Here is a 16,292-nt window from a genome sequence, read left to right on the forward strand (position 1 = left end):
TTTAACTACTGTAAGTAACAAGTCATCACTTGTCTGTATAAATAGTTTTTATACCGGTTTCATGCATTGTGGATAAGTTGGTTTTTATCCCCAGTTTATTTTAGCCAGCCAATTTCTGTAGCTGTTTGTCGACTAACCATCGTTTGCTGGAGGTTTTCTGCCATTCTGCTTTTATCGGCTGAAAGCGGAATATGGCCAGTCATAATCTCGGCACGCTTTTGCGGATATAAAGGTTGAAGATGAGGATCAGCATAACCTTGCGGATATAAAGGTAAACCAGTATTGAGATCATATTTATCGGATGCTCCAAATGCATGGAGCAACTCATGCGCTAGCACAATCTGATTCTGTTGTGCCTGCTTACTCGAAGCAAACAGATTGACTGAGCCGATCCGGCCTTTTTCAAGTGCTGTAGAATGTTTTAGTATCCGGTTAAATTGAGGATCATAGAAGTTCAGATAGAGCGTTACACTGGGGGAGCCTTCTTGGCTCATCGAATTTTTCCAAGCATAAAAGCGGAATTTTAAACTCCACAATATGACATCGATTAAACCCGCCTGTTCAGGAACTTTAGGTGGAAGCTGTTGTAGAGGCCGGCCCAACTGAAAATAAAAATAAACTGGTTGTATCCGGTACGGAGCGGCAGCACTGCTGAGATACTTCTGTATATCTTTAAACTGATCGATTGTGAGCTGATCAATATACTGCTGTGTTGAACTACGCTGGTCAGCATTAATAGGATGTAATAAAACAGTCACCGGGCGGTCCCAGTTCTGGTTCTGGTCACGCCAGGCATTTATGGCAACCACCAGCAAGATCAGCAATAAAACTACAATCCGAATACTTTTCCACACTGCTGTGCTTCCCCATCAATTTCTTAGAGATTCTATTATTTTCTTTTGTTTAGTCATAAAAAATGCCAGTCGAAACCGGCATCTTTTTAGTTAGATATCAGGCTTCGGTCCATTTACCATTTTGGAAGACTAAACTCCATTTGGTCTGTTTACCTTCTGGTGTTTCAGAGCCGATATACTGCTGTTGGTTTTTACGGCTGAATTTTACCACTGTCGGGTTACCTTCAGGGTCAGTATCAGGTGCCTGTAATAGAAACTGATATTTCGGATCCAGCTGTCCGGCTACTGTACGCAGCTCGGCAACTTTAGGTGCCCGGGTTTCACGGATTTTTGGAAACTTACTGGCTGCCAAGAACAGACCGGCTGCCCCATCGCGTAGGACAAAATAGTCATCATGCTTGGTGGAGCGCAGATGCTCCATCTTGATCGGATCAACACGCGGTGGCGCAGGCTGCCCGTTTTTCAAAACTTTACGGGTGTTGTCACAGTTATTGCAGGCAAAGTATGGACCGAAACGTCCAGTCTTAAGCTGCATTTCACCATCACATTTATCACATGGAATTGTTGGGCCATCATAACCCTTAATCTTGAACTCACCTTCTTCAACTTCATAACCGTCACAATCCGGATTATTGCCACAGATGTGCAGTTTACGACCACCATCGATCACATAGCTGTCCATAGCAGTTCCACAGATCAGACAGCGTTTTTTCGACATCAAATCGGCTGTTTCTGCTCCATCATCATCAGATAGTGCGGCCAGTGACTCAACTGGTACAAGATTCAATGTACCCTTACAGCGTTCTTTAGGGGGAAGGTTATAACCTGAGCAGCCCAAGAATACACCGGTGGTTCCGGTGCGGATCTGCATTGGACGATCACATTCCGGACAATGTACGTCAGGCACTTCAACCGGCTGATTACGACGCATCCCCTGATCACCCTGTGCATTATTCAGCCGCTGCTTAAAGTCACCATAGAAACTGTCCAGTAGTTCCTTCCAGTTGCGTTCGCCTGTCGCGACTTTATCTAGCTGTCCTTCAAGGTCAGCAGTAAAAGCATAGTTCATCAGGTTATTGAAACTTTCATCTAAGCGATCAGTAACAATCTCACCCATTTTTTCTGCATACAGACGGCGGTTTTCCAGTTTGACATAACCACGATCCTGAATTGTTGAAATAATCGCAGCATAAGTCGAAGGACGGCCAATTCCGCGTTTCTCCAGTTCTTTTACCAGAGAAGCCTCAGTAAAACGGGCGGGTGGTTTGGTAAAATGCTGACTAGGGTCAAGTTTCTCCAGTTTAAGCACTTCACCCACTTTCACAGCAGGAAGCAGTACATCATCATCAGATTTGTTTGCACCACGAATTTTAGTAAAGCCATCAAAAACCAGAATTCGGCCTTTGGCTTTCAACTCGACATCAGAAGCCGTGACCGTAAGAGTAGATGATAAATATTCGGCTGGTGTCATCTGGCAGGCTACAAACTGACGCCAGATCAGGTCATATAGACGCTGGGCATCACGCTCTACACCTGCAAGCTGGTCACCTTTAAGCTCTACACTCGATGGACGTATTGCTTCATGAGCTTCTTGTGCCCCGGCTTTACTGCCATAGCGGTTCGGTTTTGCCGGTAAATATTTATCACCATATTCACTTTCAATATGGTTACGTACCATTTTAATCGCGTCATCACTCAGGAAGGTTGAGTCCGTACGCATATAAGTAATGAAGCCGCCTTCATATAAGCGCTGGGCCAACATCATGGTTTTCTTGACTGAAAATCCGAGACGTGTGCTCGCTGCTTGTTGCAGGGTAGAGGTAATATAAGGCGCACTCGGATTAACCTTGGTCGGCTTGTCTTCACGCTGCGCTACGGTAAACTCGGACTTTTTCAGTACTTCAAGCAGCGTATCAGTCTGGGCCTTATTTTTTAGTTTTAAGGTTTTACCCGCTTGTTTTACGGCTTCCAGACGAATCTGGTCTTTTTTAGACAGGGTATCAGCAAATACCTGCCAGTATTCTTCAGGAATAAAGGCACGGATCTCCCGTTCACGCTCAACCACCAGTTTGACTGCAACAGACTGTACCCGGCCCGCCGACAGGCCACGGGCAATTTTTTCCCATAGCAAAGGCGAGATCATGAAACCTACAACACGGTCGAGGAAGCGGCGTGCCTGCTGGGCATGAACCTTATTGGTATCCAGGCGACCGGGCTGCTTAAATGCTTCCTGAATGGCATTTTTAGTAATCTCATTAAACACTACACGCTGGTAGCGCGATTCATCACCACCAATTACTTCTTTCAAGTGCCAGGCAATTGCCTCACCTTCTCGGTCCAAATCCGTTGCGAGATAGATTTCATCAACTTGTGATGCCAGCTTCTTTAACTCAGAAACTACATTTTCTTTACCTGGTAGCACTTCATAATGCGCTTCCCAGCCGTGTTCAGGGTCAACCCCCATACGGTTGATCAGAGCCTGCTGGGCCTTTTTAGCCTTGTCGGCTTCGGTCAGTTTGGTCCGGACAGCCGGTTTTTTGTCGGTATTTTTGGCTGAACCACCGGTAGGCAGGTCACGCACATGGCCAACAGAAGATTTAACAATGTACTGCGAACCCAGATACTTGTTGATGGTTTTCGCTTTTGCAGGCGACTCCACAATCACTAAGGCACGCTTGTTGGCAGCACTTGACGAACTTGCTGAGGTGCTTTTGGATGTGGATCGAGGAGCATTCGCCATAATTAACTGTTATTCCTGTAGATAAATTAAGAGATTAGTGAGCAGCCAAAGCATGCAGATAAGCTTTGATATCTTCTAACTGTGTAGCCCTGAGATCAGTTTCTTCATCCCAGTAAATTCCAACACAGTTTGCCTGCATATCAATAGCATAAATCCCTTTTAATGCAATGGGAGAATCATCCAAGCTTTGATCTCCCTCGATGACTTTAAGTTTCTGGTCAACAACACGCGCCCGCATTAAAGGCAGACGGGCATCTGGAATCAGGATGCTGTAATAAGCCACCATACTGGCACGGTTTTCTGTAGCCATCGGAATTTTAGTCCAGGCAGGGGCTGCAACCAGTCGCGGATGCAGGCCAATCTTACGGGCTTTTTCTCGCATCAGGCCGAGTGCTTTTTCTCGCGGGCTAACTCTTAACCCGACAATAGATCCAAACACAAAAACAATAATGACGATTGCGACCCAAATTCCAACGTTTTCCATAGTTCAACCTTTTTATTCCTTTATTAGAGTTGCACAAGGCCAATATAAAACGCAAGTTTACTGAATAAATTAATGCTGGAGCTGTTCGGGACTATAAATGAAGAAAACATATGATTTCTGTATAAATTTGTGTTTTTCAATATAAAAAGCATTTAGTACCAGATTTCCAGCTGTTCAAATTAGCTTCTGTTTTAGGCGGCCTAACAGTTTAAAATGCCTTCTCTTCATCTAAATCTATTGTTTCAATACTGATTTAAACTTAGTTCTAGCCCAAAAGTTTTAACATTCAAGGTATTAATGCAGTAGAATTTCCGGACTATAATGCATTTTATATCCATCCCAATAAATATAGCCTTTTTCAAGCATTTCCTTCAGTAGCAGCTGGATATTTTCCTCTGGAAAAATGCTTTTTAACAAATCACGCAAGGCATAGATATTGTCAGGTTTTTTATGTCCCGCCTGATCCAGCTGACGTATAATCTGCCATTGCAGCGGATCAATACGGGCAAATTCTGAATACAGGTCTTCCGTATGGCGCTGCTGTTTTAAAGCAGCTTCGAGTGATGCAGATGAATTTGTTGAAATTTCAGTAGTGTGGATATCAAAAGTTTCAACAGAAGGCTGTGAAGGTAAAGGCATCGTGTGCACTTCCGCCTGCATATACTCTTCAAGCTTTAAGTTCAGCCAGTGTGCCAGTATTCTTTTTCGATATGACACGTGTCCATCCTGTGACCTGACAATTTTCAGATTGATCAATAGCCCCACCAGCTGCTGTGCTGTTTCAGCGAATATATTCAAACTACTGATAATTGAATGTTTTAAGCCCTGTATAGTTGCCGGTTTACCCTGCATTTTCCCTAACAGATCACAATATTTTTTAACGAGCTGCAGCTGAGGCTTTTTTTCAAAGGCTTCTCTGCTCGGCAACCTGTAAATTACGGTTCTTGACTTCTGTTTTGCGGAAGCTTCCATTTTTATCAGGCTGCAACTGACTGCCGAAGCGCCCAGCAGCTGCACCAGTAACTCACTTTCTGGCATTGCTGAAATAACATCAACATGCACTTCAGCTTCCAGAAGAGCCAGACACTGCCCCACGGCTAACGCATATTCAAACTCTTTAAAATCTGCTTCTGCAGTTTCCAGTACCACAATCCGGCCTGACTGAATCCAGCCAGCCAGCTCTGTCAGGTCAACCAGTGCATATTCAAACTGTTTCTGGCAGTTGAACAGATACAGAGTTGAATAGTGCTGAAGCAGTTCACGCAGCAGACTGGCAGCCGGCTTATTTTTTTCAAGATCAAAGAGTATGACTTTATTCATGGTATTTCAGCAGTTGTAACACAGCGCGCTGCATTACAGCTGTATTTCAGTTCAAGGTCAAATGAATTTCAGATTAATAGTGTGGAGGAATATTGGTAGAAGGATCAAACGGGGCAATCCCTTCTGAAAGATCAGCAGCTTCAACACGCTGATAAAGTAGCTGCATTTGCTGCTTCAGATGGGTAATCTCGACACTCTGTCGGGTGACCTGTTCATTGAGCTGTTCAACTAAATCATCCAGAAATGCAATTCTTACTTGCAAATCTTCAATGGGTGCGGAAAATGTCGCCTGATTATTATGGTATGTTTGTTTAGTCATTTAATACTCCTCACGGATTTTTTCAGGAAACACTATGGCCTATATTACTTTAAGGGATGTCCAGCTTGCATTTGGTGGACCCGCCCTACTCGATGGCGCGAACTTTACATTAGAACGTGGCGAACGGGTATGTTTGATTGGCCGTAACGGTGAAGGTAAGTCTACTTTACTTAAGCTGATCGAGGGAAGCCTGCTACCTGACCGTGGTGAAGTTTCAATACAAAATGGCGTAACAATTTCAATGCTGGCTCAAGATGTACCGATGGATTCGGGCAAGGTTGCTGACATTGTAGCCGACGGAGCAGGCGAAGCTGCCCAGGTACTCAAGGATTATCATGAAGCCAGTGATGCCTGCGTACTTGGTGATATGGAAGCCTGTGACCGTATGGGCCTGCTACAGCATAAAATGGATCAGCTTGATGGCTGGGCATTAGAAAACAAGGTCAATAATATTCTTAGCAAGATGGGCTTAGATCCGGATGCTGATCTGGCTGATCTGTCAGGTGGACGTAAGCGCCGGGTTCTTTTGGCCCGTGCACTGCTTACCCAGCCGGATGTACTGCTGCTTGACGAACCCACCAACCATCTGGATGTCGAGAGTATTGAATGGCTAGAAAAATTTCTTATGGATCAGAATAATCTGACCTTACTGTTTATTTCACATGACCGTTCTTTTGTTGACCGGCTGGCTACCCGTATTGTTGAACTTGACCGTGGTACCCTGCGCAGCTTTGAAGGAAATTATTCACGTTATCTGGACCTGAAAGCCCAACAGCTTGAAGCAGAAGAAAAACAAAATGCCCTGTTCGAGAAAAAACTGGCTGAAGAAGAAGCCTGGATTCGTCAGGGTATTAAAGCCAGACGTACCCGTAACGAAGGCCGTGTCCGTGCATTAAAGACTTTACGTGAAGAATCCAAGGCACGCCGCTTCCAACAGGGCAAAGTCAATATGGGGGTACAGGAAGCTCAACGGTCTGGCAAACTGGTATTTGATATTGAGCATCTCAGTGTTTCTTATGATGACCAGGTGTTAATTAAGGATTTCTCGGCGATTGTACTGCGTGGCGACCGTATTGGTCTGGTCGGCGACAACGGTGTGGGCAAAACCACCCTGATCAAGGCAATACTCGGTGATATTCCACATCAAGGTACAGTCAAGGTCGGTACCCAGCTAGAAGTGGCTTACTTCGATCAGCTACGTAACCAGCTTGATCTGGAGAAATCAGTTTCAGAGAATGTATCCGAAGGCTCAGATTTCGTCGATGTAAATGGCCAGCGCCGTCATATTTACAGTTACCTGCAGGACTTCCTGTTTTCACCAGAGCGTGCCCGCACACCAGTTAAAGCACTATCAGGAGGAGAGCGGAACCGCGTATTGCTGGCTAAATTACTGCTTAAACCGTCTAACCTGATTGTCATGGACGAGCCAACCAATGACCTCGATATGGTTACATTGGAGCTGCTTGAGGAAATGCTGGCTGAATATAAAGGTACGCTGCTTCTGATCAGCCATGACCGTGCCTTTATGGATAATGTCGTAACATCGACTTGGGTCTTTGATGGCAAAGGCCACATTGAAGAATATGTGGGTGGCTATCAGGATTATCTGATGCAGCGGCCAGACCAGAAAGTAGTAGACCAAAAAGCGGATGTAAAAAAAGCTCAAGCAAAAGCAGAGACCGTAACCATGCCTAAAAAGGCAAAGCTGAGTTACAAGGATCAGCGGGAACTGGAACAGCTCCCTGCCGAAATTGAGCAGCTTGAAGCGGAACAGGCTCAATTAAATGAAAAACTGGCAGATGGTTCCTGGTTTGTAACAGATGCAGATGCAGCAACACAGGCTTCACAGCGTTTGTCAGAAATTGAAGAGCTCTTGCTTGAAAAACTGGACCGCTGGACTGAGCTTGAAGCAATGTCGCAAAACGGCTAAACAAATAGCCTGAACTTGTTACCAGATACAGGTTCAGGCTTCAATTTTCAATTTGAGTTCCTGCTGTTCCAGGAGCCGCTGCTTTAATAATTCTTCATACAATTCAAAATTCTCCAGATCAAAACATACCAGTGCAACTTCCTGTACTGTTTCCGAATTTTTTAATAGTGGAATCAGAGTATCAATAGCTATGGCAGCTGCTTCCACCTTAGGAAAGCGATATACACCTGTTGATATGTTGGGATAGGCAATGCCAGTCAGATAGTGCTGTTCAGCCAATGCAAAACTGTTTTGGTAAGCCTGCGAGAGTAGTGTACGCTCATTTGCCTTTCCCTCTTCCCATATTGGCCCGACAGTATGAATCACATACTGGGCTGGCAAGCGGCCCCCAGTTGTCATTACAGCTTCACCGACTGTGCAGCTTCCTTGGCGTGCCCTAATCTGTCTGCACTCTTCAATTATATCAGCCCCACCAGCCTGATGAATGGCACCATCTACACCATGACCTCCCAGCAGGGTACTATTGGCTGCATTTACTATGGCATCAATTCTAATTCCGGTAATATCTCCATGAATCAGACGAAACTGTTTCATGTACTGTCTCCTTCTTTATTTGAATTTTTGTTCTTTCATATTTAGCGGTAAAACACGTATGTAACCAGATAAGAAGTGCTACCAATTAAGTGTTTCAGGTAACGGACAGCGGTTTTTCTTTTCAAAAACAGTTCATGCTAAACTGTCGGCACTTTTGAGGCACAGTATTGTCAGGATTTATGAGCAAGAAGCAGCACTATACGCCAGGTGAATTTCAGTGGTCTTTTTTGTTACCACAGTATTGGGGCATTTGGCTTGCGATTGTCTTTCTGATGTTACTGGCAATACTACCTTGGGCAGTCCAGCACCGTATGGCAAAATTTCTGGGCAATGTAGCATTTGAACGGCTAAAATCACGTCGAAAAACTACTGTCCGTAATCTTGAAGTATGCTTTCCAGAGTGGACAGAGGAACAAGTTCAGCAGCAGGCCCGTGAGGTATTTATTGACATGATGCTGGGGGTTTTTGAAACCTTGAATGCCTGGTATAGCCCTACCTGGTTTAATGGCCGGGTGAGTATTGAAGGACTTGAATACTTAAACCAGGCACAAGCCCGACAGCAAGGTGTATTACTGCTTGGTACCCATAGCACCTTGCTAGATGCTGGCGGTTATATCTGCTCTCAATATTTCAGTCCAGATGTGGTGTACCGCCCTCAAAATAATCCGCTTTTAGATATGCTGATTTACCGCTGCCGGGCAACCATCTATACCCATCAGATTGATCATGATGACATGCGCGGCCTCATTCGACACCTGAAAAATGGCCGTGCGATCTGGTATAGTCCGGATCAGGATTTTGGATTAAAACAGGGTGTAATGGCGCCTTTTTTCGGAGTGCCTGCCGCTACAGTGACTGCTCATCGGCGCTTATTGAAAATTTCCAGGGCAGTTGCCATCCCCTTATATTTTTATCGTTATGGTGATATTAAGGATCCCAAGTACCGTATCTTGCTTGAGCCCGCACTTGAGCAGTTTCCAAGTGAAGACGAAGTAGCTGATGCAACCCGGGTAAATTCCATTATTGCGCAACAGCTACGGATTGCGCCTACACAGTACATGTGGTTTCATCGCCGTTTTAAAAGCCGTCCAGAAGGCTATGACAAAATTTATTGAGCTATTGAAAATAGTAATTCAACAGTGCAATGAGCCCCCTATTTAACAAGAGAATAAATATGAAAGTGATGCAACTGCTTCCAGAGCTCAATAGTGGCGGTGTAGAGCGCGGGACACTTGAAATTGCACGGGCACTGGTCAGCCAAGGTCATCAATCTCTGGTCGTGTCCAATGGTGGCCGGCTGGTGGCCCAGTTAGAAGCCGAGGGTTCTACTCACTTAACATTGCCTGTTCACAAGAAATCATTGTCCAGTTTATGGCAAATTCGCTCACTTCGAAAATTAATTATGCAGTATCAACCAGATATTGTTCATGTACGCTCGCGCGTACCGGCTTGGCTGATACATTTTGCCCTACGCGGCATACCCGCTTCACAACGTCCACATCTGATCAGTACTGTACACGGATTTTATTCAGTTAACCGTTATAGTGCGATCATGACTCAGGCAGAGAAAGTCATCGCAGTTTCCGATAGCGTGGTGCAGTACATTACTGAACATTATAAAAACTGCCCGCCTCAAGATATTGTACGGATTTACCGGGGTATCGATCCCAAAGCTTTTCCACATGGCTATCAGCCATCAGCGCAGTGGATTCATCAGGCTTTTGTAGATTATCCTCAACTTGAGCATAAATTTCTGCTCTGTCTGCCCGGACGGATTACCCGCTTGAAAGGTCATGAAGTACTCATTGAAGTGATGGCTGCGCTTAAACCCTTTTATCCACAATTACACGCTGTCGTTGTAGGCGGCGCCGACCCGAAAAAACAGGCCTATCTAGAAGAGCTGGCTAACACTATTCAAAACAAAGGACTGGGCGATGATATTACGTTTGTCGGCCATCGTTCCGATATCCGCGAATGGCTGGCTTTCTCAGATGTAGTGTTGTCACTTTCAACTCAGGCAGAAACTTTTGGTCGTACTGCTTTAGAAGCTTTATCAGTTGGAACACCAGTTATTGGCTGGAATCGCGGGGGTGTGGCTGAAATTCTGGCAGAACTTTATCCGCAGGGACTAATTCCCTCCGAAGATATGAATAATTTACTTGGCACCATTAAACAGCATATTGAACAGCCACAGCAGGTTTCACCTGTCACCCTGTTTAGCCTGAGTGATATGTGTCAGCAGACACTGGATTTATATCAGCAGGTGATCAATTCTAAAGAGCAGCAATATTGAAATACTGTAAACTAAAAGATTAATAGTATTTAATCTATCCAGTAGATTTTTAATACGGTTGCTTAAATTTCAAATGGCTTAAACTTGATTTCAAGCTATACTCTAAAACATAAACCCGAGTTCTGCTTCCTGCAAAACTCGGGTACATGAGGTTGTGCTTTCAACTTACTTTATTCTTATAGAGTGGTTTTCCCTACCAACATCTTATCCTTGATGTATACCATCAGCATTTAACTATCCTTAAGGGATTTTCCATTCCCAGTTCCTTGTGCTGATAGACTTAGAGTAAGCTATACTTTGTGTTGCTGCTAGCCGTTTGGCGCCTAAATCGATGTAAGCAATTTCGTACACTTTTCTATGGCTTGAAAGTAGGTGTAGGTACTTGTTCTTTATAAGGCTCTACAATTTCATCTGTTAATTTTTTTTCTTCCTGTTCAGCTTTGGCAACCCCCTGTTCGATGGCTTCTTGCGCTTCCTGCTCATCGGCTGCACTCTGCTCCAGTTCTTGCTGTGACTGCTCAAAAACGCGGCCACTTTGTAAAACGATATAAACTGGAAAGTGGTCAGAGCCGACATGACTTAGCCGCTGCATATCAACCAAAGCAAAATCAGTACTATGAAAAACATGGTCTAACGACCAGCGAAATAAAGGATAATTGGCATGAAAGGTATTTACAAAATGCCGGCCTACCCGCGGGTCCAGTAAACCGCTAATACGCTGAAACAAGCGTGTTGTACGTGACCAAGCCACATCATTTAGGTCGCCCATTACAATACAGCTCTTGTCCATGTCTTTAATCTGATCACCCACAATCAGCAGTTCAGCATCACGCAAGGTTGAATCTTTGGCCTCAGTTGGACTTGGCGGTTTGGGATGTAGACAGAATAGCTGTACCGGTTGTCCTGAACGTAAACGTACAGTGGTATGGATGGAAGGAATTTCATCACTTAAAATAAATTTGACTTCAGTATCTTCAAGCTTTAAACGGCTGTACAGATGCATGCCATATAAATTATCAAGTGGTACAGCTACCCGGAAGGGATAATCTTTTTCGATTCCTGATAGTTCATTTTGCCAGGTCTGATCAGTTTCCAAGGTAAGTACTATGTCTGGCTGATATTTTTGAATCTGCTCAATCAATAGGTGATATTGAGTATTAGGGGTCAGAACGTTCGAAACGATCAGTGAAATCTGCCGTTCGGGATCCAGCTGTTCTGGTTTGACCTTTTTGACCTGTTTTTTCCAGACAAATGTATAAGGCAAAACCATTTTTAGCTGATAGGCAATCGCTGCAATCAGGCCAACAATCCAGATTTCACGCCATATAGTCCAGTCCGCCTCCCAAACCAGCATTAAAACAAGTATGACCATACCTGCTGATAATAACTGTAGCCGTGGAAAATCTGCACCACGAATCCACCATTCGTCACGGGGGATCAAGGACCAGAAGCTGAGCCAGATCACCATACCGGCCATAATTTCTATCCAGATCATATTCACACCAATAATTTATAATTTTTTGAATAAATCAAACAAGTTAGCGTTCTACTATCTGCTCTATGTAGCACAGTTATAAAATTATTCACAATATTATTTATGTAGTGCTTGAAGTTGCAAACACTTTTGTTACACTCAAACCCCCTTTAATTTTTTAACGCACCGAGGCAAAGAGACAATGAAAGTAGGTCTGGTCGGTTGGCGCGGGATGGTTGGTTCTGTCCTTATGCAACGTATGGTTGAAGAGAATGATTTTGCTCATTTTGAGCCATTCTATTTTTCTACCAGTAATGCAGGTGGTGAAGCACCTGTATTTGGTGGTAAAACTGCCCCAGCACTTATGGATGCTTCAGACATTAGCAGTCTGAAGCAGATGGATGTCATTATTACCTGTCAGGGTGGCGACTATACCTCTGAAGTCTTTCCTAAACTGAAAGCGGAAGGCTGGAAGGGTTACTGGATTGATGCGGCCTCGACCCTGCGCATGAGTGATGATGCCATTATTGTCCTAGACCCGGTCAATCTCAACGTGATTAAGGATGCGCTGGTTAAAGGCACCAAAATATTTGTAGGTGGCAACTGTACCGTTTCCCTAATGCTGATGGGCCTAGGTTCACTGTTCCAGCATAATCTGGTGGAGTGGATGAGTGCCATGACCTATCAGGCAGCTTCAGGTGCAGGTGCACAGAACATGCGTGAACTGATCACCGGCATGGGATATTTATATAATAATAGTAAAGATCTGCTCGATGATCCCAAGTCAGCTATTCTAGATATTGACCGCAAGATTGCAGACTTGCAACGTGGTGAAGGTTTCCCTTCAGCCAACTTCGGTGTGCCACTGGCCGGTTCACTAATTCCATACATCGACAAGCAGCTTGAAAATGGTCAGTCGAAAGAAGAATGGAAAGGTCAGGCCGAAACCAATAAAATTCTGGGAAATTCACAGATAGTACCTATTGACGGGCACTGTGTACGTATTGGCGCAATGCGTTGTCACTCTCAGGCTCTCACCATCAAGCTCAGAAAAGATGTACCTCTTGATGAAATTGAAGATATGATCCGTTCTTCAAACGAGTGGGCCAAGGTGGTGCCAAATACCCGTGAAGCCTCAATGACTGATCTGACTCCAGTAGCAGTTACAGGTACTTTATCTGTGCCAGTAGGTCGACTGCGTAAACTGAATATGGGTAAAGAATATTTAGGTGCTTTTACTGTAGGTGACCAGTTACTTTGGGGAGCTGCCGAACCTTTGCGTCGTATGCTTCGCATTTTAATTGACTATAAAAATGTTTAATTAATTTTAAGTATTTTAATAAATAGAACCGGTCGACCATGGCCGGTTTTTTGTAATTGTAGTTTGAATAATTTCCACTGCCTTTATGGCAAGATCATGTATACTTTTTGTGTTTGCATTGTTTTCAAGCTCCAGATCAAGATGACTGTTTATAAGAAATTAAAAATTGCTGTCCTAGCCATCATGACATCGCAAACAGCTTCTGCGATCATCATTGAACCAATTCAAGTGCAGTCCGCACCTGGAGAGCTTCTGTATGCAGAAATGGCTTTCAGCCAAGCCGATACAGATGAAAACATGCAGGTCAGCCTTGCCAGCCCAGAAGATCTGGCGGGCTTGGGAATTCAGCATCAGCCACCGGGTCATCTTAATTTTTTTAACCGTCGTAACGGTCAGGGCGCTGGTGTCATCGTGATTACCTCTTCTCGCCCTCTCACCAGTTCCGAACTGAACATTGTGGTTAAGGTTAAAGAAGGAAATGCTACCCGGCTACAGCACATAAAAACCACACTTAAACCTAGCCAGACAGTGCCATTGCGAGCCTCGGTTAATGAAAAACCACTTGTGCCTGTCATGGTTACTGAAAAAGATATTGCCCTGAATTTGCCAGAGAGTACGGCGTATCAGGTCACCCAGCAGAAAAGCCGTAGCCCGCTCCCTAGCAAGCAGGACCGGCCATTGTTAATCAATAACAGCCGTCCCCCTGCATTAAGTGGTTCGGCTATTTCTATCGTTCAGCAGCCAAGTTCGGTTGCATCTTCTATCGTACAGCCAAAAGATACACTTCATAGACAAGAGCAGGCACTGAGAAATAAAACGCAGCTTTCCGCTACACCTAATACAAGGCCTAGCACAACAGCTTCTGCCAGACCGAACCCCACTACGCAGTCTGCATTAACAGCAAAAACAGGACCTAGCGCCAAGAAAACTGCTGAACCCCAACAACGGAAATTAGCTGTAAAACCAGCAATCACTTCTACTACCAGTAGCAGGGCTCCGGTAGAACAGCCCCATACTTATGTAGTTCGAAATAATGAGTCACTCTGGACCATTGCATCACAGGTTGCAGCCCAAACCCAACAGCCTGTTACAAACGTAATGCAGCAAATCAAGGAAGCGAATCAGCATGCATTTATTCAGGGAGATGTGAACCGGTTACGTCGTGGTGCAGTTTTAAATTTAAACACTCAACCTGTGATGACACAGAATAAATCTCGTCCCAAAGCTGTTTCTCCTTCTTATTCACCTAAGACAAAATACCGTCTAAATGAAGCAGAAATGAGCTTGGTCGCTGAAAGTACAAAAAATACAGCTCAAGGAAATGCTAAAAGAAATAACGACCAGTCCATGAGCAGTGCGGATTTAGTATTAAAAGTTATGACAGCTCGTGAAAAAACCGTTAAATTACAGAAGAACGTAACGCAGCTGGATCTGGCATTACAGAAAAAGGATCATAAGATCCAATTATTAAATGCCCGGCTGGCGCAGCTCGAACAGCAACTCAAAGCACAGCAGACAAAAAAATAGGTCAAGACGCAGTTAAAAAGATTTCAATCAGAAATTAGCTGCCATGATGGTTCAGTATTAAGGGGTTTAAATTATGTTGTTGTATGTGATTCCATTTGTCCTGCTCTTGGTCATCGCAATTTTTCTTAAAAAACGTGAAGCGGCCCAGCAGGATGACAGTTCTGCAACAAAAGGAAGTTCACGGAAAAAAGCGTCTAAAAAAGTTGCAAAAACCAAAGCAGTTAAAACTACTCACAAGCGTAAAGCGGCTCGCATTGTAGAAGATCCGATAGCAACTCAACAAAAAACGTCCACCCCTATTCCTGCTGATGTTCATCGTAAAATTGAGAATCTGATTGAACAGCGTAATTACTTTTCTGCTGAAGCACAGATTAATCAGGCACTAAACCGTGATAACACTCAGCATGAATTATATTTATTATTACTTAAAATTCATCTAGACCAAAAAGATGAATTTGCCATAAATCAGCTGATTCAGCATCTTCACTCTTTGGGATTAGAGGAAATTGCCAGACAGGCAGAACAGAAGTATCAAGCTTATAATCAGCAACAGCAACCTGATGCGATCGAGTTCGCTGTAACAACAGATGTTCCTGACCCTGCTCCTGTCACTCTATCACAGCCACATGCACACAATAGTGCTGATTTTGATGCTCTGGTACAGCAAGCTCCGGTAAATATTCCCGTTTTAACGCCTTCATTTGATGAGTTACAGGCAGAACCAGCCCCATCTGTACAACCCAAAGAAGCTGTAGTTGAACTTGCGCCCTTAGAGTTTAATTTCGGTGAAATCAACACTAAACCAACAGAAACCGAACAGCCGCCACAAGCCACTGTCCTTGATCAAGATAGAACTGTTGATTTTTCTTTCCCACTTGAGAGTCAAGAAGAGCGATCTACAGACAAGACAGCTCTTGCTCAGGAGCAAAGTCAAAACCAGTCCGTACCACTTGCGCTGGACTTCAATTTTGGTGAGCTTCATCTGAGTCCTCAAGAGGAAGAGAAACCTGAAAGTGTCAAACCGGTAACTCTTGATTTTGAAACGGTTCCGTCAGCAACCCATGCTCCAGCATCCGGTTTAGATTTCAAACTTGAACCCGTTGAAATTTCGACTGAACCTGCCCTGTCTGAGCCACAAGTTTCATCTGTTCATGCTTCTGAGACATCAGCTGTAGTTTCAACAACTGATATTCACCAGAATGATCCCCTAGTTCAGGCATTTCCCGAATTGGCACAGATCAATGCCATTAATTTGGATCTGGAATTGGCGCAGCGCTATGTCGAGTTGGGCGCCTATGAGTCTGCACGTCATCTGCTTAGTCAGAATCAGGACCAGTTCAATCCTGAACAGCAAGAACAGTCAAAAAAAATACTCAATCAAATAGCTTCTTGAGTGTGTTCAATTTAGTATAGGGCAGTCATATGACTGCCTTTTT

The 16,292-nt window shown here is 44.2% G+C and carries 13 protein-coding genes; 6 read left to right on the forward strand and 7 right to left on the reverse strand.

Annotated elements, in window-relative coordinates:
* Nucleotides 1-95: 95 nt before the first annotated feature.
* The 5 genes from B3X18_RS09360 to B3X18_RS09380 form a co-directional block, all read right to left on the reverse strand.
* Complete coding sequence (locus tag B3X18_RS09360) at nt 96-854, reverse strand: hypothetical protein (RefSeq protein ID WP_034670299.1); 759 nt, start codon at nt 852-854, stop codon at nt 96-98.
* Nucleotides 855-951: 97 nt separating this feature from the next.
* The gene (topA, locus tag B3X18_RS09365) at nt 952-3,594 is read right to left on the reverse strand and encodes a type I DNA topoisomerase (protein ID WP_005023286.1); all 2,643 of its coding nucleotides are present in this window, start codon (nt 3,592-3,594) and stop codon (nt 952-954) included.
* Between the two features lie 34 nt (nt 3,595-3,628).
* Nucleotides 3,629-4,078 (reverse strand): ammonium transporter, encoded by a 450-nt coding sequence (locus B3X18_RS09370; RefSeq protein ID WP_005016678.1) that lies wholly within the window; start codon nt 4,076-4,078, stop codon nt 3,629-3,631.
* A 294-nt stretch (nt 4,079-4,372) separates the two neighbouring features.
* A complete protein-coding gene (locus B3X18_RS09375; RefSeq protein ID WP_005023283.1) occupies nt 4,373-5,398 on the reverse strand; it encodes a hypothetical protein in 1,026 nt (341 codons plus the stop codon).
* Nucleotides 5,399-5,471: 73 nt separating this feature from the next.
* The gene (locus B3X18_RS09380; protein ID WP_005016680.1) at nt 5,472-5,717 is read right to left on the reverse strand and encodes a SlyX family protein; all 246 of its coding nucleotides are present in this window, start codon (nt 5,715-5,717) and stop codon (nt 5,472-5,474) included.
* A gap of 34 nt (nt 5,718-5,751) precedes the next feature.
* Here B3X18_RS09380 and B3X18_RS09385 point away from each other — a divergent pair, with 34 nt between their 5' ends.
* The gene (locus B3X18_RS09385; RefSeq protein ID WP_005016681.1) at nt 5,752-7,647 is read left to right on the forward strand and encodes an ATP-binding cassette domain-containing protein; all 1,896 of its coding nucleotides are present in this window, start codon (nt 5,752-5,754) and stop codon (nt 7,645-7,647) included.
* 33 nt (nt 7,648-7,680) lie between these two features.
* Here B3X18_RS09385 and B3X18_RS09390 read toward each other — a convergent pair whose 3' ends face one another.
* A complete protein-coding gene (locus B3X18_RS09390; RefSeq protein ID WP_005023276.1) occupies nt 7,681-8,241 on the reverse strand; it encodes an O-acetyl-ADP-ribose deacetylase in 561 nt (186 codons plus the stop codon).
* 179 nt (nt 8,242-8,420) lie between these two features.
* On the opposite strand from B3X18_RS09390, the gene B3X18_RS09395 reads away from it, so the two are divergent.
* Together B3X18_RS09395 and B3X18_RS09400 are read left to right on the forward strand one after the other, a co-directional pair.
* Complete coding sequence (locus B3X18_RS09395) at nt 8,421-9,356, forward strand: lauroyl acyltransferase (protein ID WP_005406023.1); 936 nt, start codon at nt 8,421-8,423, stop codon at nt 9,354-9,356.
* Between the two features lie 59 nt (nt 9,357-9,415).
* The gene (locus B3X18_RS09400) at nt 9,416-10,534 is read left to right on the forward strand and encodes a glycosyltransferase family 4 protein (protein ID WP_005023271.1); all 1,119 of its coding nucleotides are present in this window, start codon (nt 9,416-9,418) and stop codon (nt 10,532-10,534) included.
* A gap of 355 nt (nt 10,535-10,889) precedes the next feature.
* Here B3X18_RS09400 and B3X18_RS09405 read toward each other — a convergent pair whose 3' ends face one another.
* On the reverse strand, nt 10,890-12,029 hold the full coding sequence (locus B3X18_RS09405) for an endonuclease/exonuclease/phosphatase family protein (protein WP_010699875.1): 1,140 nt from the start codon (nt 12,027-12,029) through the stop codon (nt 10,890-10,892).
* Nucleotides 12,030-12,210: 181 nt separating this feature from the next.
* On the opposite strand from B3X18_RS09405, the gene asd reads away from it, so the two are divergent.
* From asd to B3X18_RS09420, 3 genes are all read left to right on the forward strand, one after another.
* Nucleotides 12,211-13,329 carry an aspartate-semialdehyde dehydrogenase gene (gene asd, locus B3X18_RS09410; RefSeq protein ID WP_017400707.1) on the forward strand — a complete coding sequence of 373 codons (1,119 nt, stop codon included), beginning with the start codon at nt 12,211-12,213 and terminating at the stop codon, nt 13,327-13,329.
* Nucleotides 13,330-13,470: 141 nt separating this feature from the next.
* Nucleotides 13,471-14,856 carry a type IV pilus assembly protein FimV gene (locus B3X18_RS09415; RefSeq protein ID WP_005023264.1) on the forward strand — a complete coding sequence of 462 codons (1,386 nt, stop codon included), beginning with the start codon at nt 13,471-13,473 and terminating at the stop codon, nt 14,854-14,856.
* A 73-nt stretch (nt 14,857-14,929) separates the two neighbouring features.
* Entirely contained in the window at nt 14,930-16,249 is a 1,320-nt protein-coding gene (locus tag B3X18_RS09420; RefSeq protein WP_005023263.1) for a hypothetical protein, read from the forward strand.
* Nucleotides 16,250-16,292 lie beyond the last annotated feature (43 nt).

This window comes from Acinetobacter sp. UBA6571 (assembly GCF_002434085.1).
Classification (GTDB): domain Bacteria; phylum Pseudomonadota; class Gammaproteobacteria; order Pseudomonadales; family Moraxellaceae; genus Acinetobacter; species Acinetobacter radioresistens.

What these genes read in the sequence shown, in the direction of transcription:
- topA (WP_005023286.1), bottom strand. Translation starts at nt 3,594, where the DNA reads ATGGCGAATGCTCCTCGATCCACATCCAAAAGCACCTCAGCAAGTTCG.
- B3X18_RS09370 (WP_005016678.1), bottom strand. Translation starts at nt 4,078, where the DNA reads ATGGAAAACGTTGGAATTTGGGTCGCAATCGTCATTATTGTTTTTGTG.
- B3X18_RS09375 (WP_005023283.1), bottom strand. Translation starts at nt 5,398, where the DNA reads ATGAATAAAGTCATACTCTTTGATCTTGAAAAAAATAAGCCGGCTGCC.
- B3X18_RS09380 (WP_005016680.1), bottom strand. Translation starts at nt 5,717, where the DNA reads ATGACTAAACAAACATACCATAATAATCAGGCGACATTTTCCGCACCC.
- B3X18_RS09385 (WP_005016681.1), top strand. Translation starts at nt 5,752, where the DNA reads ATGGCCTATATTACTTTAAGGGATGTCCAGCTTGCATTTGGTGGACCC.
- B3X18_RS09390 (WP_005023276.1), bottom strand. Translation starts at nt 8,241, where the DNA reads ATGAAACAGTTTCGTCTGATTCATGGAGATATTACCGGAATTAGAATT.
- B3X18_RS09395 (WP_005406023.1), top strand. Translation starts at nt 8,421, where the DNA reads ATGAGCAAGAAGCAGCACTATACGCCAGGTGAATTTCAGTGGTCTTTT.
- B3X18_RS09400 (WP_005023271.1), top strand. Translation starts at nt 9,416, where the DNA reads ATGAAAGTGATGCAACTGCTTCCAGAGCTCAATAGTGGCGGTGTAGAG.
- B3X18_RS09405 (WP_010699875.1), bottom strand. Translation starts at nt 12,029, where the DNA reads ATGATCTGGATAGAAATTATGGCCGGTATGGTGATCTGGCTCAGCTTC.
- asd (WP_017400707.1), top strand. Translation starts at nt 12,211, where the DNA reads ATGAAAGTAGGTCTGGTCGGTTGGCGCGGGATGGTTGGTTCTGTCCTT.
- B3X18_RS09415 (WP_005023264.1), top strand. Translation starts at nt 13,471, where the DNA reads ATGACTGTTTATAAGAAATTAAAAATTGCTGTCCTAGCCATCATGACA.
- B3X18_RS09420 (WP_005023263.1), top strand. Translation starts at nt 14,930, where the DNA reads ATGTTGTTGTATGTGATTCCATTTGTCCTGCTCTTGGTCATCGCAATT.